We start from the raw sequence: 25,475 nt of genomic DNA, 5'->3' as shown, positions 1-25,475 counted from the left end.
TTAGCCCAGATCGCCAAAACGCACCTGTAGCGCAGTAATGGCGGTGAGCGCGGTTGTCTCAGTACGCAGAACGCGAGGTCCTAACAGAATATCAGTAAACTGATAACGTGCGGTCATGGCAATTTCATCTGCCGACAACCCGCCTTCCGGGCCAATCAGCAAGCGGATGCGTTCCACCGGCAGCGGCAGAGTATTGATGCTGGCGCTGGCGCGCGGATGCAGGTTCAGTTTCAGACTTTCGTCCTGTTCCGCGCACCATGCTTCCAAATCCATTGCCGGGCGAATTTCGGGCACCCGGTTACGACCGCACTGTTCGCAGGCGGCAATGGCGATTTTCTGCCACTGCTGGAGCTTCTTGTTCAGGCGTTCACTGTCCAGTTTAACGCCGCAGCGCTCAGAAAAAAGTGGCGTAATGAGGCTTACACCCAGTTCGATCGATTTCTGGATAGTAAATTCCATTTTTTCGCCACGCGACATCACCTGACCCAGGTGGATGTGTAACGGCGACTCACGATCGTCGAGTTCAGCGTTAAGTACCTTCACATCCACGCTTTTTTTACTGGCGTGGGTGATTTCAGCGTCGAATACCTGATTGCTGCCATCAAACAGCTGTAGCGCCTGGCCCGGTCCCATACGCAGCACGCGGCCGATATGGTTGGCTGCATCTTCACACAGTGAAATTTGGCTGCCGGAAGTGATTGGCTCAGGGTGATAAATGCGAGGAATGCGCATAGTTAAACATCCGCGTCATGGCCCTGGGCTACGAAAGGCCAGGGCATGGTTAAAAATATTGACGCTAGTGTAGGTTAGCTCTTTTGCGCCTGGCAAGCGCGTTGCACATATGGGTTATGGTTCCCCTGTACCTTTGCAATGCGTTCGTCGCGCTCACACTCCCAGTCGGTGACCGGATATTGCTTATTCCAGGCGTTAAAAAGCTGAGTTTGCTGGCGGGAGAGCGTTAGAGAGTACTGGTCGCGCATGTAAAAATAGGTACGAGCAATGGCACCGCGGGCGCGGGCCGGCGGCTCGGCAACTTTCTCTTTGAAGTCGACCTTCATGGCGCATTGCCCATACTGACCCTCGCCACCGTTCCACTGGCTGTACATGAAGTTAGCGCGATCGCCATTTACCTCACCCACCGCAGGTTGCAGGTTATGCATGTCGCTTTCCATCTTACGATAGACCGGATCTTTGGCGCAGTTTTTACGCCCTCCGTCCTGCCAGCACTGACGCTGATGACCAAATTGCCAGGCGGGGACAACGTGCTCCCATTCAATTCGACTGGCGCGGTTTTCATTTTTTCGCACTTTATAGCCGCAGGATTCGAGGTCAACGACCCCTTTTTTGCCTTGCCAGTTAATTTTACAACCGCAGTAGAAATCGCCCGGTGCATCGGCGTTAACCTTGACACCTGCTGCTTTTGCCTGAGAAAAACTGTTGATGCCTTCGGCTAAAACTGGGCCTGAAAACGCAGCGGCTAACAGGGCCGCAGCAAAAGAAAAATGACGGTACATCACAAACTCCGTGTCAAAACGAGCCCGCAACGTAGCGAAAGTTATTCCAGTATGCAATCAGTTAGGTCAGAAAAGTTCCTGATAATTCTGAAGATTATTCTGCAACCAGTGGTTCGCCGCAGTGAACACAGCGGTAGGTGGCCTCACCGCGCACAACGCGGTTATGGCGGCGGACGGTCAGTTGGTGCTCCTGACACCTACAGCGGTAAGTAAAGGTCTTGCGCTGCACCGATTGCAGTTCAAACTGATGCGTGCGCCGGGCCGGTACGCCCAGAACGCTTTCCATCATCCATTTCCACTCTTTCCCGTGTGGCGGCACGCGCCCAAAGTGCTTCCACACCAGTAAATGCGCCAGTTCATGGGGCACAACTTCGTTAATGAATGCGTCGACGTTTTCCATCAGCAGGACGGGATTAAGGCGAATTTCATAGGTTTGTAGCCATGCGGTACCCGCGGCGGTGCCGCGCTGTTGGTAAACCAGCTTTGGCTCCGGATATTGGCGTTCGAGCTTGAGATTGGCCTGGGCGAGTTTTTCCCGCAGGCTACGCATAACGGCTTGCTGGATGGCGATAGGGAGACGGGAGGTTTTCATAACGCCAGAGGATAGTGCGACAGGGAAGGGACTGCAAGAGGAAGGCTTCCTCCGCTGGGGAGGAAGCCTTTGGTGATTAGTCGTGTGCGCCAATTTCGCGCAGTTTACGACCCTTCATCAGGTTACGCTCAATGTGTTCCAGAGAGACGTTTTTAGTTTCAGGGATCAGCCACAGAGTCAGGAAGATGAACAGTACGTTCAGGCCGCCGTAGACCCAGAAGGTGTTGGCGCTGCCCAGCGAGTTCAGCATCGTCAGGAAGGTTGCGCCGACGATCATGTTGGCAATCCAGTTGGTTGCAGTAGAGCAGGTGATGCCGAAATCGCGGCCTTTCAGCGGCTGGATTTCAGAACACAGTACCCAAATCAGCGGACCGGCGCTCATGGCAAAGCCAACGATAAACATCAGCAGCATCAGTACTGCGAAGTATTGTGCGGATGCCGAGTGAATACCCACGTGCATCATTGTACCCAGCACGCCCATACCAACAGCCATCACGATAAAGCCAAGGATCAGCGTAGGCTTGCGGCCCCAACGGTCAACCAGGCCAATGGCGATAAAGGTTGCCAGCACGTTGGTCAGACCGACGATAACAGTCCCCCACATCTGCTCGGTGGTGTTGGTGTAGCCCGCCAGCTCAAAGATTTTCGGTGCGTAATACATGATGACGTTCATCCCGGTGAACTGCTGCATCACCTGTAACAGAACGCCAAGGAATACCGCGCGACGGAAGTTGCTGTTTTCTTTAAACAGCGCCCAGCCGCTCTGCTTCACCTGCAGACTTTCACGGATTTCATCCAGCTCGCGTTTGGCTTCTGCGCTGGTGTCACGCAGACGCAACAGGACGCGTTCAGCATCAACAAAACGACGTTTAGCTGCAAACCAACGTGGGCTGTCCGGCAGGAAGATAACGCCAACCAGCAGCAGCAGGGCAGGGATGATGATTACACCCAGCATCCAGCGCCATGCGCCGCTGTAGCTAAACGCTGTATCGGAAAGATACGCGCCCAAAATACCGATGGTGATCATCAACTGATACATGGAGATCATGCTGCCACGAATCTTTTCCGGGGCAATTTCAGACAGGTACAATGGCGCGGTATAAGACGCAACGCCTACAGCCAGGCCGAGCAGCACGCGGGAAACCAGCAGGACTTCAACGTTTGGTGCAGCGGCGGAGAACAGTGAACCCGCAACAAACAAGATCGCACCGATCATCAGGCTTTTTTTGCGTCCCAGTTTGAAGGAGAGCCAACCGCTGCCGACAGCACCTACCGCCGCACCAAACATCATGGAACTCACCACCCATTCCTGAGTGTGCGGGGTAATTTGAAACTCGTCGGTGATGAACGGTAAAGCACCGGCAATAACACCGATATCCAGGCCAAAAAGTAATCCAGCCAGGGCTGCCAGAAAGCAGACAAAAAATGTCATGGCTTTGTTGGAACGCCCCGTTTTTTTATTGTCAGGCATGATGCCCTCCGGTTGGGTAGCTAGTTTTGTTGATGTTAAGGGTAGGTGAGTACGGGGTAAAAAAATGCGAATCACATCACATTAGTGTAATCGCTTACACTGTCATTCATGCGGCTTATTAGTTAACTAATTGAAAATTAGTATTATTTATTGGGATTAAATAATGTTGGTCGTCTGAATTTAAGACAATGATGAAAGATAATGTAACAGTGATGCAAGTGTGCTGGCTAAGAGATGTTAATTCAAGGTAGAGGGAAATATGGTGTGATGTAATCGCTTTCATTTTCATTTAAAGCAATAGTAATCATCGCGGTTTGGTGATGGATGTGGGAGAGGAAATAGGTATAAAAAAAGACCAGCGCGAGGCTGGTCTTCATAAGCGTTAAGTCTGGTTTAAATTACTTCAGACCGGCAGCGTCGCGCAGCAACTGTGCTTTGTCGGTTTTTTCCCATGGGAAATGTTCGCGACCAAAGTGACCGTAAGCAGCGGTTTCTTTGTAAATCGGGTGCAGCAGATCCAGCATCTGAATCAGGCCATACGGGCGCAGGTCGAAGAACTCACGTACCAGCAGGGTCAACTGCTCTGAAGGCACTTTTTCAGTACCGAACGTTTCCACCATGATAGATGTCGGTTCTGCCACGCCGATTGCGTAGGAAACCTGAATCTCACAACGGTCAGCCAGGCCTGCGGCAACGATGTTTTTCGCTACGTAACGGGCTGCATAGGCTGCGGAACGGTCAACTTTAGACGGATCTTTACCAGAGAATGCACCGCCGCCGTGACGCGCCATGCCGCCGTAGGTATCAACGATGATTTTACGACCGGTCAGACCGCAGTCGCCCATCGGGCCGCCGATAACGAAACGACCAGTTGGGTTGATGAAGAATTTGGTCGAAGCGGTCAGCCATTCAGTCGGCAGTACCGGCTTGATGATCTCTTCCATAACGGCTTCTTGCAGCGATTTCTGGTCGATATCTTCAGAGTGCTGAGTAGACAGAACAACCGCATCAATACCGACGATTTTGCCGTCGTCATACTGGAAAGTTACCTGGCTTTTGGCATCCGGACGCAGCCAGGATAAGGTGCCGTTTTTACGCACTTCAGCCTGACGCTGCACCAGACGGTGAGCATAGGTAATAGGTGCTGGCATCAGCACGTCGGTTTCGTTGGTTGCATAACCAAACATCAGGCCCTGGTCGCCTGCGCCCTGTTCCAGCGGATCAGCACGGTCAACACCCTGGTTGATGTCCGGAGACTGTTTACCAATCGCGCTCAGTACCGCGCAAGAGTTGGCGTCAAAGCCCATGTCGGAATGCACATAGCCAATTTCGCGAACCGTGTTACGGGTGATCTCTTCGATATCAACCCATGCGCTGGTGGTGATCTCACCGCCAACTAAAACCATACCGGTTTTGACGTAGGTTTCGCAGGCAACGCGTGCTTTTGGATCCTGTTCCAGGATTGCATCCAGCACAGCATCAGAGATTTGGTCAGCGATTTTGTCAGGATGCCCTTCTGATACGGACTCGGACGTAAAAAGGTGTTTTGCCATATTTAATTTCACCTAAGGAGAATTTGGTTAGCTCAAACTGTCGAGTGGAATAGCCATGTGTAGAAGATTCTACCATGAGTCTGCAGATGACGGACACTGGCAGTCTGAGTGTTAATCGGTATAGATGGATTAACATCTGGACGGCTATTTTAGGACAGTTCTTCGCCTGATTTCCAGCTTTTTTTGATTGAGGTCGCATTGTACTGAAAATGTAACTGGAAATTTTTCCTGACGGTGCTGGCAATGTGCATATTTATCTTTTGCTTTTTGACTTTCTTATCGGTATAAAACGCGGCGCGCGGCTCATACAAAAGCACACGACGTTTTCATCGTGTTGCCACTTCCAGCCGGGTTAAAACTTTAGCTTTGGCTTGTGGGTTCGTTCCGTAAGGAGCAACCGTGGAGGTGATACGAGATAATGAACCGTTGTATTCTGCAGAATCTGTCGCACCGTTCTGGTGTACATATGTCCCCCGCAATCTGCATCTCTGCTTTGCATACCTGTCGATGTTATATACACAAAATCATTTATGCTGCGTCGAGGCGGCAAGTGAATGAGTCCCCTGAACGTACGAGTAGTACGTGACTGGGGCGAATGAGCGTAGCCAACAAAGAGGCTGCATGAAGGATGAAGTGTATACCCATCTCGGCGTATCTCAGGACTCAAGAGCCGGTAACGGTCACTAAGAACTGAACAAGGGCGCTCTTGGTAAACAAGAGTTTTCTCGTGGTTTCGCCGAACCGTCAGCATTAAGTTCGGTTACGTGTTTACATTGATATGAAAAAGAAACCGGTCGCACAGTCGGAGCGTCAGCACTATCTGCTGCAAATTCTGCCTGTATTTGGGTTGTTATCGCGTCTTCGGATTGCGATAGTAGTCAACTGTTTTACACTTGTTAATAAAATTGAGGTTCGCTATGTCTGACGACATTTCTTTGGGTTCGCCTTCGTCAGCAGGCGAACACGGTGTACTACGCTCCATGCAGGAGGTTGCAATGAGTTCCCAGGAAGCCAGCAAGATGCTGCGTACTTACAATATTGCCTGGTGGGGTAATAACTACTACGACGTCAATGAACTGGGTCACATCAGCGTGTGCCCGGATCCGGACGTACCCGAAGCGCGCGTTGACCTTGCTGAGTTGGTGAAAGCCCGTGAAGCGCAGGGCCAGCGTTTGCCTGCATTGTTCTGCTTCCCGCAGATCCTGCAACACCGTCTGCGTTCGATTAACGCCGCGTTTAAACGTGCCCGTGAATCTTACGGTTACAACGGTGACTATTTCCTCGTTTACCCGATCAAGGTCAACCAGCACCGCCGCGTGATTGAATCGCTGATCCACTCCGGCGAACCGCTGGGACTGGAAGCGGGTTCCAAAGCTGAACTGATGGCCGTTCTGGCTCATGCCGGAATGACCCGTAGCGTGATCGTGTGTAACGGTTATAAAGACCGCGAATATATCCGTCTGGCGCTGATTGGCGAGAAGATGGGCCATAAGGTCTATCTGGTCATCGAGAAGATGTCTGAAATTGCAATCGTGCTGGATGAAGCTGAACGCCTGAATGTCGTTCCGCGTCTGGGCGTGCGTGCGCGTCTGGCGTCGCAGGGCTCTGGCAAGTGGCAGTCCTCCGGCGGGGAAAAATCAAAATTCGGCCTGGCGGCAAACCAGGTGCTGCAGCTGGTCGAAATTCTGCGCGAGCGCGGTCGTCTGGACAGCATTCAGTTGCTGCACTTCCACCTTGGCTCGCAGATGGCGAACATTCGTGATATCGCCACCGGCGTACGTGAATCGGCGCGTTTCTACGTTGAGCTGCACAAGCTTGGCGTCAATATCCAGTGCTTCGACGTGGGCGGTGGTCTGGGCGTGGATTACGAAGGTACCCGTTCGCAGTCTGACTGTTCCGTAAACTACGGCCTGAACGAATACGCCAACAACATCATCTGGGCTATTGGCGACGCCTGTGAAGAACACGGTCTGCCGCATCCGACGGTAATCACCGAGTCTGGCCGCGCGGTTACCGCGCACCATACCGTGCTGGTATCTAACATTATCGGCGTTGAGCGTAGCGAAATTACCGAAGCGACGCCTCCGGCAGACAACGCGCCGCGCTCCCTGCAAAGCATGTGGGAAACCTGGCAAGAGATGCACGAGCCGGGCACGCGCCGTTCGCTGCGTGAATGGCTGCACGACAGCCAGATGGATCTGCACGATATTCACGTTGGTTACTCTTCAGGTACTTTTAGCCTGCAAGAACGCGCGTGGGCTGAGCAGCTTTATCTGAACATGTGCCATGAAGTGCAGAAACAACTCGACCCGAGCAACCGCGCGCATCGCCCGATTATCGACGAGCTGCAGGAGCGTATGGCGGATAAGATTTACGTCAACTTCTCGCTGTTCCAGTCGATGCCGGATGCGTGGGGAATCGATCAGCTGTTCCCGGTAATGCCGCTGGAAGGACTGAATCAGGTACCTGAGCGCCGCGCGGTGCTGTTGGATATCACCTGTGACTCTGATGGCGCTATCGACCACTACGTTGACGGTGATGGCATCGCGACCACGATGCCGATGCCGGAATATGACCCGGAGAACCCGCCGATGCTGGGCTTCTTTATGGTGGGGGCGTACCAGGAGATCCTCGGCAACATGCACAACCTGTTTGGTGATACCGAAGCGGTTGACGTGTTCGTCTTCCCTGACGGCAGCGTAGAAGTTGAGCTGTCCGACGAAGGGGATACCGTGGCGGATATGTTGCAGTACGTGCAGTTGGATCCGAACACCCTGCTGACGCAGTTCCGTGACCAGGTGAAAAACACCGATCTGGATACCGAGCTGCAGCAACAGTTCCTCGAAGAGTTTGAGGCCGGTCTGTACGGTTATACTTATCTGGAAGATGAGTAACGATAAATGCCTGCTGGCGCTACGCTTACCGGGCCTACGAAAGTAGGCCGGATAAAGCGAAGCCGCATTTGTGGCACTTACTTGAATCCGTACAAAATAACGGCGATAATTTGCCGTAAATATGCAGTTACCAAATCAATCCCTTCCTCGTCGGGCTTAACGACGCGGAGGGGATTTTTTTTCATCGATTTTTAAAGAGGTCAGTACATGAGCACCTTAGGTCATCAATACGACAACTCCCTGGTTTCTAACGCCTTTGGTTTTTTACGTCTGCCGATGAACTTCATGCCATACGACAGCGACGCCGATTGGGTGATCACCGGCGTACCGTTTGATATGGCAACGTCTGGTCGTGCGGGCGGGCGTCATGGTCCGGCGGCGATCCGTCAGGTTTCCACTAACCTGGCGTGGGAGCATAACCGCTTCCCGTGGAACTTCGATATGCGCGAGCGCCTGAACGTGGTGGACTGCGGCGATCTGGTTTATGCCTTCGGTGATGCGCGTGAAATGAGTGAAAAACTGCAGGCTCATGCTGAGAAGCTGCTTTCTGCCGGTAAGCGCATGCTCTCTTTCGGCGGCGACCACTTCGTCACGCTGCCGCTGTTGCGCGCACACGCTAAGCATTTTGGTAAAATGGCGCTGGTGCATTTTGATGCCCACACCGATACCTACGCGAACGGCTGCGAATTCGACCACGGCACCATGTTCTACACTGCGCCGAACGAAGGTCTGATCGATCCGAATCACTCTGTGCAGATTGGTATTCGTACCGAATTCGACAAAGACAACGGCTTTACCGTGCTGGATGCCTGCCAGGTGAACGATCGCAGCGTGGATGACATCATCGCCCAGGTTAAGCAGATTGTCGGTGATATGCCGGTGTATCTGACCTTTGATATCGACTGCCTGGATCCTGCGTTTGCGCCGGGTACCGGTACGCCAGTGATTGGCGGTCTGACTTCCGATCGCGCGATCAAGCTGGTACGTGGTATGAAAGATCTGAACATCGTCGGGATGGACGTCGTTGAAGTGGCTCCGGCCTACGATCAGTCAGAGATCACCGCGCTGGCGGCGGCTACGCTGGCTCTGGAAATGCTGTACATCCAGGCAGCGAAAAAAGGCGAGTAAGTTGTTTTGCCGGATGGCGCTAACGCTTATCCGGCCTACAGCTGGTTGATGTTTGTAGGCCGGATAAGGCGTTCACGCCGCATCCGGCACGATTAACGGTTATTTGATCCCGTCTGCGCTCATGCGATCGCGAATATGTTGCGCACGTTCTGCGGATGCCGGGTGATCGTCAAACATTGAGCTTTGACGTCCAGCTTCCAGTTTGGCCAGTTTCTCAAAGCTGGTGGCTAAACCTGCCGGATTGATCCCGCGTTTGCGCAACAAATCATACGAGTAATCATCCGCCTCGGATTCCTGACGCTGGGAGAACTGCGAGTTCACCAGTTTCTCGCCAAGATCGCCCAGTTGCGACTGCGACAGGCTGCCGACAATGCCGCCAGCGGATGCCGCCGCTGCACGTACGGCGTTGGTACCCAGCGCAACCTGCATACCTTTTTTCACGTGACCCAGCGCGACGTGGCCCATTTCATGGCCGATCACCGCTTCGACTTCGTTGTCGGTCATCATATCCATCAGGCCGCTGTATACGCGGATACAGCCGTTTGCCATGGCAAAGGCATTCACATCTTTCGCCATATAGACTTTGTAGTTCACCGGCTGGCCGTTAATGTGATCGCCAAGCGCGGCGGATATTTTGCCAAGACGCGTTGCGTACTCGCTGCTGGCCGGGGCGATAGTAGCCTTGCTGTCCATATCTTTACAGGCCTGATCGCTCAGCGCTTTTACCTGAGCATCGCTCAGACTGTAGGCCTGAAAAGCCTCCGCGCCAGAAGAAAGCAGTCCGTTGGAGTCCATGTTCTGGCAGCCGGTCAATGCCGCAGCCATGCTCGTAGCAAGCAGTAAAGCGCGAATTTTCATTTTTTCTCTTCCGCACAAAGTCAGGATTATTCTAAAAATTACGTCGTTTGCAGGTGAACCGACGCTCGGCCTAAGTATAAAGAAAAGAACAATACGCGGGCGAGAAGATTGCGCAACTTGCGCGCATGATCCAGAGATTTCTGAAGCGGCAAAAGGATGCTCCATGTACATGACACGCGGCTTGGGTTACATTGTTGGCACTTTTTTCCGGCGTAGCCCAAAACGCGCTGTCGTCAAGTCGTTAAGGGCTCAGCCTTCATTATCCGATCTGGAGTCAAAATGTCCTCACGTAAAGAGCTTGCCAATGCTATTCGTGCGCTGAGCATGGACGCAGTACAGAAAGCCAAATCCGGTCACCCGGGTGCCCCGATGGGTATGGCTGACATTGCCGAAGTCCTGTGGCGTGATTTCCTGAACCACAACCCGACTAACCCGTCCTGGGCTGACCGTGACCGCTTTGTGCTGTCCAACGGCCACGGCTCCATGCTGATTTATAGCCTGCTGCACCTCACCGGCTACGATCTGCCGATGTCCGAGCTGCAGAACTTCCGTCAGCTGCACTCCAAAACTCCGGGTCACCCGGAAGTGGGTTACACCGCGGGTGTTGAAACCACTACAGGTCCTCTGGGTCAGGGCATTGCGAATGCAGTGGGTATGGCTATCGCTGAAAAAACGCTGGCGGCGCAGTTTAACCGTCCAGGTCACGACATCGTTGACCACTTCACCTATGCTTTCATGGGTGACGGCTGCATGATGGAAGGTATCTCTCACGAGGTATGTTCCCTGGCTGGTACGCTGAAGCTGGGCAAACTGGTTGCGTTCTACGATGACAACGGCATCTCTATCGATGGCCACGTTGAAGGTTGGTTCACCGATGACACCGCGAAGCGTTTTGAAGCTTACGGCTGGCATGTGGTTCGTGGTGTTGATGGCCACGATGCTGATGCGATTAAGCGCGCAGTTGAAGAAGCACGCGCAGTAACCGACAAACCGTCCCTGCTGATGTGCAAAACCATCATCGGTTTCGGTTCTCCGAACAAAGCGGGTACTCACGACTCTCACGGTGCACCGCTGGGCGATGCAGAAATCGCACTGACCCGTGAACAGCTGGGCTGGAAATACGCGCCGTTCGAAATCCCGTCTGAAATCTACGCGCAGTGGGATGCGAAAGAAGCCGGTCAGGCAAAAGAAGCTGCATGGAACGAGAAGTTCGCTGCTTATGCGAAAGCCTACCCGCAGGAAGCGGCTGAATTCACCCGTCGTATGAAAGGTGAAATGCCGTCTGACTTCGACGCCAAAGCGAACGAGTTCATTGCTAAGCTGCAGGCTAATCCGGCGAAAATCGCCAGCCGTAAAGCTTCTCAGAACGCGATTGAAGCCTTCGGTCCTCTGCTGCCTGAATTCCTTGGCGGCTCCGCTGACCTGGCACCGTCTAACCTGACGCTGTGGTCTGGTTCGAAAGCGATTAACGAAGATACTGCCGGTAACTACATCCATTACGGTGTGCGTGAATTCGGTATGACCGCTATCGCGAACGGTATCTCCCTGCACGGTGGTTTCCTGCCGTACACCTCCACCTTCCTGATGTTTGTGGAATATGCCCGTAACGCGGTGCGTATGGCTGCGCTGATGAAACAGCGTCAGGTCATGGTCTACACCCACGACTCCATCGGTCTGGGCGAAGACGGCCCGACTCACCAGCCGGTAGAGCAGGTTGCTTCTCTGCGTGTGACCCCGAACATGAGCACATGGCGTCCGTGTGACCAGGTTGAATCCGCCGTTGCGTGGAAATATGGTGTTGAGCGTCAGGACGGCCCGACCGCGCTGATCCTCTCCCGCCAGAACCTGGCACAGCAGGAGCGTACCGAAGAGCAACTGGCAAACATCGCTCGCGGTGGTTACGTGCTGAAAGACTGCGACGGTCAGCCGGAACTGATCTTCATCGCTACCGGTTCTGAAGTTGAGCTGGCTGTGGCTGCGTGGGACAAACTGACTGCCGAAGGCGTGAAGGCTCGCGTGGTTTCCATGCCGTCTACCGACGCGTTCGACAAACAGGATGCCGCTTACCGTGAGTCTGTGCTGCCGAAAGCGGTTTCCGCTCGCGTTGCAGTGGAAGCAGGTATCGCGGACTACTGGTTCAAATACGTGGGCCTGAACGGCGCAATCGTCGGTATGACCACCTTTGGTGAGTCTGCTCCGGCAGAGCTGCTGTTTGAAGAGTTCGGCTTCACCGTAGACAACGTTGTCGCGAAAGCTAAAGAACTGCTGTAATTTCGATTACAGGTGAAAACGGGTCGCTCAGGCGGCCCGTTTTTTTTTTGCTTTTCCGGAACGCGCCGCGCGTTGCGCAATCGCACGGCGCAGTCTGCTATCCAGACCGTCTGCGGCATCGTTGAAGGGCTCCGGGACTCGGACCTCGCGCTGGTGATTAGATGCAGGTTAGGGGGCTTTCTGATTTAAATCAGGGTGTGCAACACGACAACGAAATAATTTTGCTACGGTTATTCGTCATTCTGGAATATGGAATAAATTTAGCGTTGAAGGGCGTTAAAATGTGACGCAAGTCAGATAACTGTGTTCTGTTGCTGGACAATCATTCCTTTTATTCCTCGTTTCGCTTATTCTAGCTGAAGCGTTTCAGTCGATTAAATGTTCGACAATTAACCAATTAGTCGCAGTTTGCGACAGGTAAGGTTTCCCTGAGCGATTTGCTGCATTACTCTGTCTGCCACATCGTTTCTGAGAAATCCTTGCAGGAGACCTATGACCGTACGCGTAGCGATTAATGGTTTCGGTCGCATCGGACGCAACGTGGTTCGTGCTTTGTATGAATCCGGGCGTCGGGCGGAAATCACCGTGGTGGCAATCAACGAACTTGCGGATGCTACAGGCATGGCGCATTTGTTGAAATATGACACCAGCCATGGACGTTTTGCCTGGGATGTTCGTCAGGAACGTGACCAGCTCATCGTTGGCGATGACGCTATCCGCATTCTGCATGAGCGAACACTCGATGCACTTCCATGGCGCGAACTGGGTGTCGACATCGTGCTGGATTGTACGGGGGTCTTCGGCAATCGCGAACACGGCGAGGCGCATATTGCCGCTGGTGCAAAAAAAGTGCTCTTTTCACATCCTGGTAGTCACGACATCGACGCAACCGTTGTGTATGGCGTTAATCAGGATCAGCTGCGCGCTGAGCACCGGATCGTTTCCAACGCTTCCTGCACCACGAATTGCATAATACCCGTCATTAAATTGCTGGATGATGCTTACGGCATTGAGTCTGGTACCGTCACCACGATCCACTCCGCGATGCACGATCAGCAGGTTATTGATGCTTATCATCCTGACCTACGTCGCACGCGAGCGGCCAGCCAGTCGATTATTCCGGTTGATACCAAACTGGCGGCGGGCATCACGCGAATTTTCCCGCAGTTTAACGATCGTTTTGAAGCGATAGCGGTGCGTGTACCGACCATAAATGTGACGGCGATCGACTTAAGCGTGACGGTGAAAAAACCAGTAAAAGCCAGTGAAGTCAACCAGTTGCTGCAAAAAGCAGCACAAGGTGCATTTCATGGTATAGTTGACTATACGGAATTACCGTTGGTCTCTGTAGATTTTAACCACGACCCGCACAGCGCCATCGTTGATGGTACGCAAACGCGTGTGAGTGGCGCTCACCTGATCAAAACGCTGGTCTGGTGTGATAATGAATGGGGCTTTGCTAACCGTATGCTCGACACTACGTTAGCGATGGCTGCTATTGGTTTCAGGCTCGACGCTTGAGCGTCGACAAAACTTTATGAATCAACGAGAGGATTCACCATGTCTGTAATTAAGATGACCGATCTGGATCTGGCTGGTAAACGCGTTTTTATCCGTGCGGACCTGAACGTACCAGTTAAAGAAGGGAAAGTAACCAGCGATGCGCGTATCCGTGCTTCTCTGCCGACCATCGAACTGGCCCTGAAACAGGGTGCGAAAGTGATGGTAACTTCCCACCTGGGTCGTCCTACCGAAGGCGAGTACAACGAAGAATTCTCTCTGCTGCCGGTTGTTAACTACCTGAAAGACAAACTGTCTGCTCCGGTTCGCCTGGTAAAAGATTACCTGGACGGCGTTGAAGTCGCTGCCGGTGAACTGGTGGTTCTGGAAAACGTTCGCTTCAACAAAGGCGAGAAGAAAGACGACGAAGCACTGTCCAAAAAATATGCTGCGCTGTGCGACGTATTCGTAATGGACGCTTTCGGTACAGCTCACCGTGCACAGGCTTCTACTCACGGTATCGGTAAATTCGCTGATGTAGCTTGCGCAGGCCCGCTGCTGGCTGCTGAGCTGGATGCGCTGGGTAAAGCACTGAAAGAACCTGCTCGTCCGATGGTCGCTATCGTTGGCGGTTCTAAAGTTTCCACCAAACTGACCGTTCTGGATTCTCTGTCAAAAATCGCTGACCAGCTGATCGTTGGCGGTGGTATCGCGAACACATTCGTTGCCGCTCAAGGCCACAACGTGGGTAAATCCCTGTACGAAGCTGACCTGGTTGACGAAGCTAAGCGTCTGCTGACCACTTGCGACATCCCGGTCCCGACTGACGTTCGCGTAGCGACTGAATTCTCTGAAACTGCACCGGCTACTCTGAAGTCCGTAAGCGATGTGAAAGAAGACGAGCAGATCCTGGACATCGGCGACGCTTCTGCACAGCAGCTGGCTGACATCCTGAAAAATGCGAAAACCATTCTGTGGAATGGCCCGGTTGGCGTGTTCGAATTCCCGAACTTCCGCAAAGGTACTGAAATCGTTGCTAACGCTATCGCAGACAGCGAAGCGTTCTCTATCGCAGGCGGCGGTGACACCCTGGCAGCAATCGACCTGTTCGGCATTGCTGACAAAATCTCCTACATCTCCACTGGCGGCGGCGCTTTCCTCGAATTCGTGGAAGGTAAAGTATTGCCAGCAGTAGCGATGCTCGAAGAGCGCGCTAAAAAGTAAGCATTTAATGGGCAGGGAAACCTGCCCAATTATTAGCGCGCTTTAGAGCGCGCGCCCTTTCCAAGGCCGAAGATACAGGATTCGTAATATGTCTAAAATTTTTGATTTCGTAAAACCAGGCGTAATCACTGGTGATGACGTACAGAAAGTTTTCCAGGTAGCAAAAGAAAACAACTTTGCCCTGCCAGCTGTTAACTGCGTTGGTACCGACTCCATCAACGCCGTTCTGGAAACCGCTGCAAAAGTTAAAGCGCCGGTAATCGTACAGTTCTCCAACGGTGGTGCTTCTTTCATCGCGGGTAAAGGCGTGAAGTCTGACGTTCCTCAGGGCGCTGCAATCCTGGGTGCTATCTCTGGCGCGCATCACGTTCACCAGATGGCTGAACACTACGGTGTTCCGGTTATCCTGCACACTGACCACTGCGCGAAGAAACTGCTGCCGTGGATCGACGGTCTGCTGGACGCGGGTGAAAAACACTTCGCAGCAACCGGCAAACCGCTGTTCTCTTCTCACATGATCGACCTGTCTGAAGAGTCTCTGGAAGAGAACATCGAAATCTGCTCCAAATACCTGGCGCGCATGTCCAAAATGGGCATGACCCTGGAAATCGAACTGGGTTGCACCGGTGGCGAAGAAGACGGCGTGGACAACAGCCACATGGACGCTTCTGCACTGTACACCCAGCCGGAAGACGTTGATTACGCATACACCGAGCTGAGCAAAATCAGCCCGCGTTTCACCATCGCAGCTTCCTTCGGTAACGTACACGGCGTTTACAAGCCGGGTAACGTTGTTCTGACCCCGACCATCCTGCGCGACTCTCAGGACTATGTTTCTAAGAAACATAACCTGCCGCACAACAGCCTGAACTTCGTCTTCCACGGCGGTTCCGGTTCTACTGCTCAGGAAATCAAAGACTCCGTAAGCTATGGCGTAGTGAAAATGAACATCGACACCGATACCCAATGGGCTACCTGGGAAGGTGTTCTGAACTACTACAAAGCGAACGAAGCTTACCTGCAGGGCCAGCTGGGCAACCCGAAAGGCGAAGATCAGCCGAACAAGAAATACTACGATCCGCGCGTATGGCTGCGTGCTGGTCAGGCAACCATGATCACCCGTCTGGAACAGGCTTTCAAAGAACTGAACGCGGTTGACGTTCTGTAATTTACGCCGTTCTACGTGACATGAGGCCCGCAAATGCGGGCCTTTTTTATTGCCATTTCAATATGCTGCTGGCAGAGAATTCTGTGATCTGTTTGGCAAAATCCAGGTTTATTGTTTACCCTTGTCAGATTGCCAGTCCCGTTGGGACGGCTTTATTTTTCCCATTTGGGTAAGCAAAAAAGGAATATTGAATGGAAGATTTGAATGTTGTCGACAGCATAAATGGTGCGGGCACCTGGCTGGTCCGCAATCAGGAGCTGCTGTTAAGCTATGCCGTCAACATCGTTGCGGCCATCGCCATTGTCATTATCGGTATGATTGTGGCGCGAATCGTATCAAACACCGTTAACCGCCTGATGGTGGCACGTAAAATTGATGCAACCGTTGCTGACTTCCTCTCCGCACTGGTGCGCTACGGTATTATCGCGTTCACGCTGATTGCCGCTTTGGGTCGCGTTGGGGTACAAACCGCTTCTGTGATTGCCGTTCTCGGTGCCGCAGGTTTAGCCGTTGGTCTGGCGCTGCAAGGTTCGCTGTCCAACCTCGCCGCTGGCGTGTTGCTGGTGATGTTCCGTCCGTTCCGCGCAGGTGAGTATGTAGACCTCGGCGGCGTAGCGGGAACCGTACTCAACGTGCAGATTTTCTCCACGACTATGCGTACCGTAGACGGTAAGATTGTTGTGATCCCAAACGGTAAAATCATTGCCGGGAACATCATTAACTTCTCTCGTGAGCCGGTTCGTCGTAACGAATTTATCATCGGCGTGGCTTACGACTCCGATATCGATCAGGTGAAAAAAATCCTCACCGATATCATTCAGTCTGACGAGCGTATCCTTAAAGATCGTGAAATGACGGTGCGCCTGAATGAGCTGGGCGCTTCCTCGATTAATTTTGTGGTACGCGTCTGGAGCAACAGTAGCGATCTGCAAAGCGTCTACTGGGACGTACTGGAGCGTATTAAACGCGAGTTTGACGCCAACGGTATCAGCTTCCCGTACCCGCAGATGGATGTGAACTTCAAGCGTGTGAAAGAGAGCGCGGCAGAGTAATCGCGTGCCCGGCGGCGCTATCGCTTACCGGGCCCACAGGTTTTGTAGGCCGGATAAGACGTCAGCCGTCATCCGGCATTTCCCCACCCTTGGTATTAATTCTTCTTATCCCTGATTAAAATTATCCATTTCCGCTAATGTTTTCCCCGCGCTATAGTCTGCTCCTAAGAGAAACAGTTCGGGATGATTAACGTGTTATCGTATTATTTTCAAGGGCTTGCACTTGGTGCGGCTATGATACTTCCGCTCGGTCCGCAAAACGCCTTCGTGATGAATCAGGGGATCCGTCGCCAGTATCACATCATGATTGCTTTACTCTGCGCTATCAGCGACTTAGTGCTGATTTGCGCGGGGATCTTTGGCGGTAGCGCCTTGCTGATGCAGTCACCATGGCTGATGGCGCTTGTCACCTGGGGTGGGGTGGCATTTTTACTCTGGTACGGTTTCGGGGCGTTAAAAACGGCGATGAGCAGTAACCTGGAACTGGCCAGCGCCGAGGTGATGAAGCAGGGCCGCTGGAAAATTATCGCTACTATGCTGGCGGTGACATGGCTCAATCCCCATGTTTACCTGGATACCTTTGTGGTGCTTGGGAGTCTGGGAGGCCAACTGGACGTTGAGCCTAAGCGCTGGTTTGCGCTGGGTACTGTCAGCGCTTCGTTCCTGTGGTTCTTCGGCCTGGCATTGCTGGCGGCCTGGCTCGCTCCGCGTTTGCGCACTGCTAAAGCACAGCGGATCATCAATACCCTGGTAGGATTGGTGATGTGGTTTATCGCTTTTCAGTTGGCAAAAGAAGGTGTTGCGCACGTTCATGCGTTGTTCAACTAAGTGTTGTCTGATGGACAACGCAGCGAGATCGGCTAAGCTTGCCTGCATGTGCCCTGAGTTTCGGGGTAATTAATGAAACATGGAGGAACGACCGTGAAGTTCAAAATAATGGCCCTGGCGGCATTAGTCGGATTCAGCGCACTATCGGTACAGGCAAATGAGTTGCCAAATGGACCGCACATCGTGACTTCCGGAACGGCAAGCGTGGATGCGACACCAGACATCGCTACTCTGGCGATTGAAGTGAACGTAGCTGCAAAGGATGCGGCTTCAGCGAAGAAGCAGGCTGATGAGCGCGTGGCGCAATATCTGTCCTTCCTTGAACAGAACCAGATAGCGAAGAAAGATATTAGCGCGGCAAACCTGCGCACCCAGCCGGACTACGATTACCAGAATGGTAAAAGCGTACTTAAAGGCTATCGTGCGGTACGTACCGTTGAGGTCACGCTGCGTCAGTTGGACAAACTCAACGCGCTGCTCGATGGTGCACTGAAGGCCGGTCTGAATGAGATCCGTTCGGTATCGCTTGGCGTTGCCCAGCCGGATACTTACAAAGATAAAGCGCGTAAAGCAGCAATTGATGATGCTATTCATCAGGCTGAGCAGTTAGCTGCGGGCTTTAACAGCAAACTGGGGCCCGTTTACAGCGTGCGTTACCACGTGTCCAATTATCAACCGAGCCCGATGGTACGGATGATGAAAGCAGATGCAGCACCTGCGACATCCGCTCAGGAAACCTACGAACAGCCGGTTATTCAGTTTGACGATCAGGTTGATGTGGTCTTCCAGATTGAGCCGACGGCGGGGCAACCAGCAGCAACGCCAGCCAAAACCCAGTAATCATTGCAGACCCGGCTTTCCAGCCGGGTTTTTTCTGTGAGCAACTGTAAAAATGAGACCCTACATCCAGTCTTTTTTTTCGCCGTAATGAGGATAGGCCATAGCGATTTTTAAGGGGACGCTATGGATATTTTTATCTCGAAAAAGATGCGTAATTTCATTCTGCTGGCGCAAACCAATAACATCGCCAGAGCGGCAGAAAAAATACATATGACCGCATCGCCTTTCGGTAAAAGCATTGCCGCACTGGAAGATCAAATCGGCTATACGCTGTTTACCCGCAAAGATAACAACATCAGCCTGAATAAAGCCGGACAGGAGCTGTATCAGAAGCTGTTTCCCGTTTATCAGCGCCTTTCTGCCATTGATAACGAAATCCATAACGCCTCTCGCCGCTCGCGGGAAATCGTCATCGGTATCGACAATACCTACCCAACGATTATTTTTGACCAGTTGATTAGCCTTGGTGACAAGTATGACGGCGTGACGGCTCAGGCCGTTGAATTCAGCGAGAATGGGGTGATTGATAACCTGTTCGATCGCAAACTGGATTTTATTATCTCGCCGCAGCACGTTTCCCCCCGCGTCCAGGAACTGGAGAATCTGGCGATTAGCGAGTTGCCTCCGCTGCGTCTGGGGTTTCTCGTTTCCCGGCGCTACGAAGAAAAACAGCCGCAGGATCTGCTGCGCGAGCTGCCCTGGCTGCAAATGCGCTTCCAGAATCGCGCCAACTTTGAGGCGATGCTGGATGCATACATGCGGCCCTGCGGGATCAACCCGACGATTATCTACCGTCCGTACAGCTTTATGGCCAAGATCAGCGCGGTAGAGCGCGGGCAGTTTTTGACGGTGATCCCTCACTTCGCCTGGCGGCTGGTGAACCCGTCGACGCTAAAGTATTTCGATGCGCCCGGCAGCCCCATGTATATGCAGGAGTTTCTCTATTCGCTGAAAAATCATCGCTATACCGCCACGATGCTTCAGCATATTGCTGAAGATCGTGACGGTAGCGCAAGTTAACCGAGCATCGATCCTGTTTCGAGAAGATTACGATGCAGATCGAATGCATGGCTGAGATCGTGATGGATATGTCCGCCGGGTGCTTTCTCCAGATAGCGGTGCAGATAATCCCGGTAAAGAGGGTGCGCACAGTTATCGATAATCGTGTGCGCCCGCTGCATCGGAGATAGCCCACGCAGATCGGCAATCCCTTGTTCGGTCACGATCACTTTAACGCTATGTTCGCTGTGGTCGACATGGCTGCACATCGGTACGATGGTGGAGATTTTCCCGCCTTTGGCAATCGACGGCGCCATAAAGATAGACAGGTAGGCATTGCGCTCGAAATCCCCGCTGCCGCCGATGCCATTCATCAGGTTCACCCCCGCAACGTGCGTGGAATTGGCATGGCCGTAGATATCAAACTCCAGACCGACGTTGAGCGCAATAACCCCCAGCCGACGGATGATCTCCGGGTTATTGGAGATCTCCTGCGGGCGCAGCACAATCCGGCTGGCGAAGAAGTCCATGTTGTCGTAAATCTTCTGTAGCGACGGGGCTGAAATGGTCAGGCTGGAGGCGCTGGCACCTGTTATCTTGCCCGTTTCCAGCAGATGCACCACCGACTCTTGCAACACCTCCGAATACATCATAAAGGGCGGGATATCCGGGTTCTCGCCCAGTCGCGCCATTACCGCGTTGTTGATATTGCCCACGCCGCTTTGTAAGGGCAGAAACTCAGCTGGAATACGTTTGTGCGCCATTTCTGCCAGCAAAAAAGTGACTACGTTATCGGCAATTTGCTGGCTGACCGGATTGGTTTTATCCGCCGCATTTCCAGCATCGGGCAGCTCGGTATCCACCACCGCAACCACCTTTTTGGGGTCTATCTGCACGCACTGGCTACCCACGCGATCCATGGTATGAAAAATGGGTACGCTGTTACGCCGCGGCGGTGCGCCGGGTATTACGATGTCGGCAAACTCCGCCACGCGCGGATTATGGTAATGATTCAGCTCGATTATCACCTTTTTCGCCCGCAGCAGCCAGGTGGGTGCATTGCCAATACCGCTGGAAAGCCAAATCCGGCCATCTGGCGCGATAGCGGAGGCTTCAATGACTGCAACATCGATCTCGCCAAAAAAGCCGTAATTAACCATTTGCGCCACTTCACTCAAATGGAGATCGACAAACCTCACCTGGCCCTGATTAATTTTCTCGCGCAGGCCCGATGACGTTTGATAAGGCGCACGCCAGGAAACGGCATCCGCCGCGGATAGAACATCATCAGCGGCGGCGCCAATTGATGCTCCGGTCAGCAGGCGGATCTGAAAAGGCTGCCCGTTCTGATGCCGTTCGCAGGCGCGTTGGGCAATTGCGCTGGGTAACGCTTTGGGTGAACCCGCAGGGGTAAAGCCGCTAAACGCCACCATATCATCGTGCTGGATAATTTCTGCCGCCTGTTCGGCGCTCATCCGTTTCATGGCCGTCTCCTTCCTCGGACGTGATTAATGGCCAACAAAATTTGGTTTACGTTTTTCCATAAACGCGTTCATCCCTTCCTGATAATCCTCGCTGTCGTACACCGCGCGGCGCATGCCCTGAATACGCTCGAACTCATCGGAATTCATGGTGTGCGCTTCACCCAGCACGCGCAGTTCTTCTTTGATGACGGCGATGGCCAGCGGCGCTTTTTCCGAGATGTGGTGCGCCATTTGCAGAGTGAAATCTTCCAGTTCCTCGACGGGCACGACATGGTTAAGGATCCCGACCGCCATGGCGCGTTGAGCGGTGATGGGCGAAGCGGTAAAAATCAGCTCTTTCACGATGTGAAAACCAGCGTCGCGGGTCAGGTTGTGGATGCCCACCAGATTATACGGCACACCGAGGTTGACCGGGGTCATCGAGAAAGTGGAGGTACTGGCTGCAATGATCAGATCGGAACTCATGATCATCTCAAACGCGCCGCCCCAGACGCTGCCTTCGACCATGGAGATCACCGGCTTCGGGTATTTTTGGATCATACGGGTTATCTGACGCAGCGGATCGTCATAAGAGAGCGGATCGCGACGTCCGGTCGGGAGTTCATGAATATCATGCCCGGCAGAAAACACTTTGGCCCCGCTTGGAGCGCGCAGAATGATGCAGCGAATGTCTGCACGATTGAGATCGCTCAGCGCCTGCATCAGATCGTCAATAAACACTTTACTCAGGGCATTGAGCTTGCGGGCGTAATTGAACTCAATAACCGCGACTTTCTGGATGATGACCACGTTGACGTATTGATAAGACATAATGTTCTCTTTATTGAAAGTAATGATGCTGAATAAATTCGCTGATGTGCCGCAGACCGGTGCGCGGCGAAAGATCATTGTTTTTGACGGCCTGAAGCGTCTGCTGGAAATAGCGGTCGAAATCAGTGCGGGCAAACAACAGATGCAGGGCTTCTTCTTCAGCCTGTTGGTGTAACCAGTCCACTGCCTGCTGCTGGCGAACTTTTTCCAGTCGACCGCTGGCGGTCAGGCACGTTTTAAAGTCGGTTATCGCCTGCCAAACCTCCTCGATACCGCGTTTTTCCAGGGCGCTACAGGTCAGAACCCGCGGCTGCCACTCGTCATATTTGCGGCGCAGAATATGCAGGGCGGACTCGTACATATGGCGGGCAATGGCAACGCTGGTATGGTTATCACCGTCGTCCTTATTGATGACGACCAGATCCGCCATTTCCATCAGCCCTTTTTTGATGCCCTGTAAATCGTCGCCACCGCCAGCGATTTGCAGTGAGATAAAGCAATCCACCATGCCTGCGACTTCGGTTTCTGACTGCCCAACGCCGACGGTTTCTACAATCACCACGTCAAAGCCAGCCGCTTCGCACAGCAGCATTAATTCGCGGGCACGCTGGCTGGCACCGCCTAAATGACCGCAGGAAGGGACCGGGCGAATAAACGCAGATTCGGCGCGGGCCAGCTCCGTCATGCGGGTTTTATCGCCAAGAATGCTGCCGCCACTGACCGGGCTGCTGGGATCGACGGCGATCACCGCTACCCGTAATCCGTGGTGGATAAGCAGCATGCCGAATGCTTCCAGAAAAGTGCTTTTGCCCGCGCCCGGCGTACCGGTGATCCCCAAACGCAGGGCGTTACCGGTGAACGGCATAATCGCGTCCAGCAATTGCGTACTCAGCGGCTGGTGGCGCGGGTGGTTGCTTTCGACCAGCGTCATCGCCTGGGCGAGCGTAGCCCGTTCACCGAGTCGCAAACGGCGGACGGTATCTTCAAGCGTGGCGGCGTTAATCATGATGCTGACTGATACGGGTTAACACATCGCGGACGCTGTCGAGCATTGGCGTGCCGGGACCATAAATGGCTGCCACGCCATGTTCGTGCAGGAAGGCGTAATCCTGTGGCGGAATAACGCCTCCTGCTACCACGCAGATATCTTCACGCCCCCATTTTTTGAGTGCGGTAACCAACTCAGGAATCAGCGTTTTATGGCCCGCCGCCAGTGACGATGCGCCTATTACATGCACATCGTTTTCTACCGCCAGACGGGCGATCTCTTCCGGAGTGGAGAACATCGGGCTGAGATCGACATCGAAACCGAGATCGGAATAGGCGCTGGCGATCACCTTCGCGCCGCGATCGTGGCCGTCCTGACCCATCTTGGCGATCAGAATACGCGGGCGGCGTCCATTTTCCGCGAGGAACTGTTCGGTTTGCGCAACGATGGCATCGAACTCGTCGGCGGATTTGTCTGACTGGTGATAGCTTTGCGCAATCACCCCGGTGACGCACTGGCTGGGAACCAGATACCGGTCAAAGGCGACCTCCAGCGCGTCGGAGATTTCACCGAGCGTGGCGCGAACGCGGGCGGCGCTGACGGCGGCGGCCAGCAGGTTTTCATTATGCTGCGCGGCGTGGGTCAGCGCGGATAGCGCGGTCTTGACGGCATCGTTGTCGCGGGTGGTGCGGATATGCTGCAGCGAGGCAATCTGCTCGTTGCGCACCTTCACGTTGTCGATCTCCAGTACCGACGTCTCGTCTTCTTTATCCAGTTTGTACTTATTGACGCCGACGATAACGCGCTTACCCTGGTCGATCAGCGATTGTTCACGCGCGGAAGCTTCTTCGATCATCCGTTTAGGGAGTCCGGCTTCGATTGCTTTCGCCATGCCGCCTGCCTCATCAATCTGTTTGATGATCGTGCGCGCCTGCTTCACGATTTGATCGGTGAGTGACTCGACGTAATACGATCCGGCCAGCGGATCAACGGTGCGGCAGATCTCTGATTCTTCCTGAATGATGATCTGCGTATTACGCGCAATACGGGCGGAGAAATCGGTGGGCAGACCGAGCGCTTCATCAAAAGCATTGGTATGCAGCGACTGGGTGCCGCCAAGCGTAGCGCCGAGTGCTTCAATAGTGGTTCGTACCACGTTGTTGTACGGGTCCTGCTCGGTCAGGCTCCAGCCGGACGTCTGGCAGTGGGTACGCAGAGCGAGAGATTTCGGGTTGGTCGCGCCAAAGCTGCTGACCGCTTCACTCCACAAATAGCGCGCCGCGCGCAGCATGGCGACGTTCATAAACAGATCCATGCCGATACCGAAGAAGAACGACAGGCGCGGGGCGAAGTCATCAATTTTCAGTCCGGCGGAGAGTGCGGCTTTGATGTATTCAATACCGTCTGCCAGCGTAAACGCTACCTGCTGCACGCAGTTTGCTCCGGCTTCACCCATGTGATAGCCGCTGATGCTGATGGTGTTAAAGCGCGGCATGTTGCCGGAGCACCAGGCGATGATGTCGGCGATAATGCGCATGGACGGTTTTGGTGGATAAATGTAGGTGTTGCGGCACAGGTACTCTTTCAGAATATCGTTCTGAATGGTCCCGGTGAGTTGTTCCGGCGTTACGCCTTGTTCTTCTGCAGCGACGATATAAAACGCCAGCACCGGCAGAACCGCGCCGTTCATGGTCATCGATACCGACATCTTATCCAGCGGGATCTGGTCGAACAGTATCTTCATATCTTCGACGGTATCGATCGCCACGCCTGCTTTACCGACGTCACCTGCCACGCGCGGGTTGTCAGAGTCATAGCCACGATGGGTGGCAAGGTCAAAGGCGACGGAAAGCCCTTTTTGCCCGGCGGCGAGGTTGCGGCGGTAAAAGGCGTTGGACTCTTTGGCGGTAGAGAAACCAGCGTATTGACGAATGGTCCACGGCTGCGCGGTATACATGGTGGCGCGCGGGCCACGCACGTAAGGCGGCAGGCCGGGAAGGGTGCCCGTGACTTCCAGATTATCGAGGTCTTCTTCGGTGTACAGCGGCTTGATGGCAATCCCTTCCGCCGTCTGTCTTTCCAGCGACTCGACGGTTTTTTCCCGTCGACTGAGTTCTTTATTGGCGAGTGTTTGCCACTCCTGCACGTTTGCCATTTTTTGCTCCGTATTACGCAATAAGTTGAATCTTTGCGAATACGGTGAGCTTTTTCATTTGGCTTGTCGCCAGCAAAAAATAGCCAACAGGGCGTCGTTTTTTGCCGCGTGGCGTGTTTGATTTTGTGATTTATTTCAAAGACGTG

General features: G+C 53.4%; 21 protein-coding genes and 1 pseudogene. 12 read left to right on the top strand and 10 right to left on the bottom strand.

Features of this window, described 5'->3' with window-relative positions; genetic code table 11:
- From rsmE to metK, 5 genes are all read right to left on the bottom strand, one after another.
- Entirely contained in the window at positions 1 to 732 is a 732-nt protein-coding gene (gene rsmE / locus OGY04_RS16200; RefSeq protein ID WP_250671724.1) for a 16S rRNA (uracil(1498)-N(3))-methyltransferase, read from the bottom strand.
- A 74-nt stretch (positions 733 to 806) separates the two neighbouring features.
- Positions 807 to 1,514 carry a deoxyribonuclease I gene (endA, locus tag OGY04_RS16195; RefSeq protein ID WP_003825437.1) on the bottom strand — a complete coding sequence of 236 codons (708 nt, stop codon included), beginning with the start codon at positions 1,512 to 1,514 and terminating at the stop codon, positions 807 to 809.
- A gap of 94 nt (positions 1,515 to 1,608) precedes the next feature.
- On the bottom strand, positions 1,609 to 2,106 hold the full coding sequence (locus OGY04_RS16190) for a SprT family zinc-dependent metalloprotease (RefSeq protein WP_286585636.1): 498 nt from the start codon (positions 2,104 to 2,106) through the stop codon (positions 1,609 to 1,611).
- A gap of 76 nt (positions 2,107 to 2,182) precedes the next feature.
- Positions 2,183 to 3,577, bottom strand: a complete 1,395-nt coding sequence (galP, locus tag OGY04_RS16185) for a galactose/proton symporter (RefSeq protein WP_008785766.1) — start codon at positions 3,575 to 3,577, stop codon at positions 2,183 to 2,185.
- Positions 3,578 to 3,975: 398 nt separating this feature from the next.
- Positions 3,976 to 5,130: a methionine adenosyltransferase gene (metK, locus tag OGY04_RS16180; RefSeq protein WP_020996311.1), complete on the bottom strand. Its 1,155-nt coding sequence runs from the start codon at positions 5,128 to 5,130 to the stop codon at positions 3,976 to 3,978.
- Positions 5,131 to 5,548: 418 nt separating this feature from the next.
- Here metK and yqgG point away from each other — a divergent pair.
- The 4 genes and pseudogenes from yqgG to speB all read left to right on the top strand — a co-directional run.
- Positions 5,549 to 5,650 (top strand): annotated as a pseudogene (gene yqgG, locus OGY04_RS16175) (small protein YqgG); the annotation flags it as partial.
- A 258-nt stretch (positions 5,651 to 5,908) separates the two neighbouring features.
- Positions 5,909 to 6,055 carry an acid stress response protein YqgB gene (gene yqgB / locus OGY04_RS16170; protein ID WP_071692618.1) on the top strand — a complete coding sequence of 49 codons (147 nt, stop codon included), beginning with the start codon at positions 5,909 to 5,911 and terminating at the stop codon, positions 6,053 to 6,055.
- Positions 6,048 to 8,024: a biosynthetic arginine decarboxylase gene (gene speA, locus OGY04_RS16165; RefSeq protein WP_020996310.1), complete on the top strand. Its 1,977-nt coding sequence runs from the start codon at positions 6,048 to 6,050 to the stop codon at positions 8,022 to 8,024. Before yqgB ends, speA begins: the two co-directional genes overlap by 8 nt.
- A gap of 207 nt (positions 8,025 to 8,231) precedes the next feature.
- Positions 8,232 to 9,152 (top strand): agmatinase, encoded by a 921-nt coding sequence (gene speB, locus OGY04_RS16160; protein WP_111464971.1) that lies wholly within the window; start codon positions 8,232 to 8,234, stop codon positions 9,150 to 9,152.
- Between the two features lie 99 nt (positions 9,153 to 9,251).
- Here speB and loiP read toward each other — a convergent pair whose 3' ends face one another.
- On the bottom strand, positions 9,252 to 10,010 hold the full coding sequence (loiP, locus tag OGY04_RS16155) for a metalloprotease LoiP (protein WP_286585634.1): 759 nt from the start codon (positions 10,008 to 10,010) through the stop codon (positions 9,252 to 9,254).
- A 279-nt stretch (positions 10,011 to 10,289) separates the two neighbouring features.
- Between loiP and tkt the strand changes: the two genes are divergently transcribed.
- The 8 genes from tkt to srsR all read left to right on the top strand — a co-directional run bounded on the left by tkt (position 10,290) and on the right by srsR (position 19,913).
- Positions 10,290 to 12,281, top strand: a complete 1,992-nt coding sequence (tkt, locus tag OGY04_RS16150; protein ID WP_003825453.1) for a transketolase — start codon at positions 10,290 to 10,292, stop codon at positions 12,279 to 12,281.
- A 492-nt stretch (positions 12,282 to 12,773) separates the two neighbouring features.
- Complete coding sequence (gene epd, locus OGY04_RS16145; RefSeq protein WP_241176416.1) at positions 12,774 to 13,802, top strand: erythrose-4-phosphate dehydrogenase; 1,029 nt, start codon at positions 12,774 to 12,776, stop codon at positions 13,800 to 13,802.
- 39 nt (positions 13,803 to 13,841) lie between these two features.
- Positions 13,842 to 15,005, top strand: coding sequence for a phosphoglycerate kinase (gene pgk / locus OGY04_RS16140; RefSeq protein WP_003027032.1), 1,164 nt, complete (start codon positions 13,842 to 13,844; stop codon positions 15,003 to 15,005).
- 88 nt (positions 15,006 to 15,093) lie between these two features.
- The gene (gene fbaA, locus OGY04_RS16135; RefSeq protein WP_003027029.1) at positions 15,094 to 16,173 is read left to right on the top strand and encodes a class II fructose-bisphosphate aldolase; all 1,080 of its coding nucleotides are present in this window, start codon (positions 15,094 to 15,096) and stop codon (positions 16,171 to 16,173) included.
- A gap of 191 nt (positions 16,174 to 16,364) precedes the next feature.
- On the top strand, positions 16,365 to 17,225 hold the full coding sequence (locus OGY04_RS16130) for a small-conductance mechanosensitive channel MscS (RefSeq protein ID WP_003825461.1): 861 nt from the start codon (positions 16,365 to 16,367) through the stop codon (positions 17,223 to 17,225).
- A 192-nt stretch (positions 17,226 to 17,417) separates the two neighbouring features.
- Complete coding sequence (gene argO / locus OGY04_RS16125; RefSeq protein ID WP_003027005.1) at positions 17,418 to 18,053, top strand: arginine exporter ArgO; 636 nt, start codon at positions 17,418 to 17,420, stop codon at positions 18,051 to 18,053.
- A 93-nt stretch (positions 18,054 to 18,146) separates the two neighbouring features.
- A complete protein-coding gene (locus OGY04_RS16120) occupies positions 18,147 to 18,893 on the top strand; it encodes an oxidative stress defense protein (RefSeq protein WP_003825465.1) in 747 nt (248 codons plus the stop codon).
- A 123-nt stretch (positions 18,894 to 19,016) separates the two neighbouring features.
- A complete protein-coding gene (srsR, locus tag OGY04_RS16115; RefSeq protein WP_003026999.1) occupies positions 19,017 to 19,913 on the top strand; it encodes a LysR family transcriptional regulator SrsR in 897 nt (298 codons plus the stop codon).
- Here srsR and scpC read toward each other — a convergent pair.
- From scpC to scpA, 4 genes are read right to left on the bottom strand one after another with little or no spacing between them, the layout of a single operon-like run.
- Positions 19,910 to 21,376, bottom strand: coding sequence for a succinyl-CoA:acetate CoA-transferase ScpC (gene scpC, locus OGY04_RS16110; RefSeq protein ID WP_048225482.1), 1,467 nt, complete (start codon positions 21,374 to 21,376; stop codon positions 19,910 to 19,912). The two genes, srsR and scpC, sit on opposite strands and share 4 nt — an antisense overlap.
- Before the next feature lie 24 nt (positions 21,377 to 21,400).
- Complete coding sequence (gene scpB / locus OGY04_RS16105; protein ID WP_008785757.1) at positions 21,401 to 22,186, bottom strand: methylmalonyl-CoA decarboxylase; 786 nt, start codon at positions 22,184 to 22,186, stop codon at positions 21,401 to 21,403.
- A gap of 10 nt (positions 22,187 to 22,196) precedes the next feature.
- A complete protein-coding gene (gene meaB / locus OGY04_RS16100; RefSeq protein WP_125363294.1) occupies positions 22,197 to 23,192 on the bottom strand; it encodes a methylmalonyl Co-A mutase-associated GTPase MeaB in 996 nt (331 codons plus the stop codon).
- The gene (gene scpA, locus OGY04_RS16095; RefSeq protein WP_267448543.1) at positions 23,185 to 25,329 is read right to left on the bottom strand and encodes a methylmalonyl-CoA mutase; all 2,145 of its coding nucleotides are present in this window, start codon (positions 25,327 to 25,329) and stop codon (positions 23,185 to 23,187) included. The genes meaB and scpA overlap by 8 nt, the downstream gene beginning before the upstream one ends.
- Between the last annotated feature and the right edge of the window lie 146 nt (positions 25,330 to 25,475).

It is taken from the genome of Citrobacter sp. Cpo091 (assembly GCF_030332645.1).
In the GTDB taxonomy this organism is placed as follows: Bacteria; Pseudomonadota; Gammaproteobacteria; order Enterobacterales; family Enterobacteriaceae; genus Citrobacter; species Citrobacter portucalensis.
Note: the sequence above shows the minus strand (reverse complement) of the source record. Positions and strands in the feature narration are given on the sequence as shown.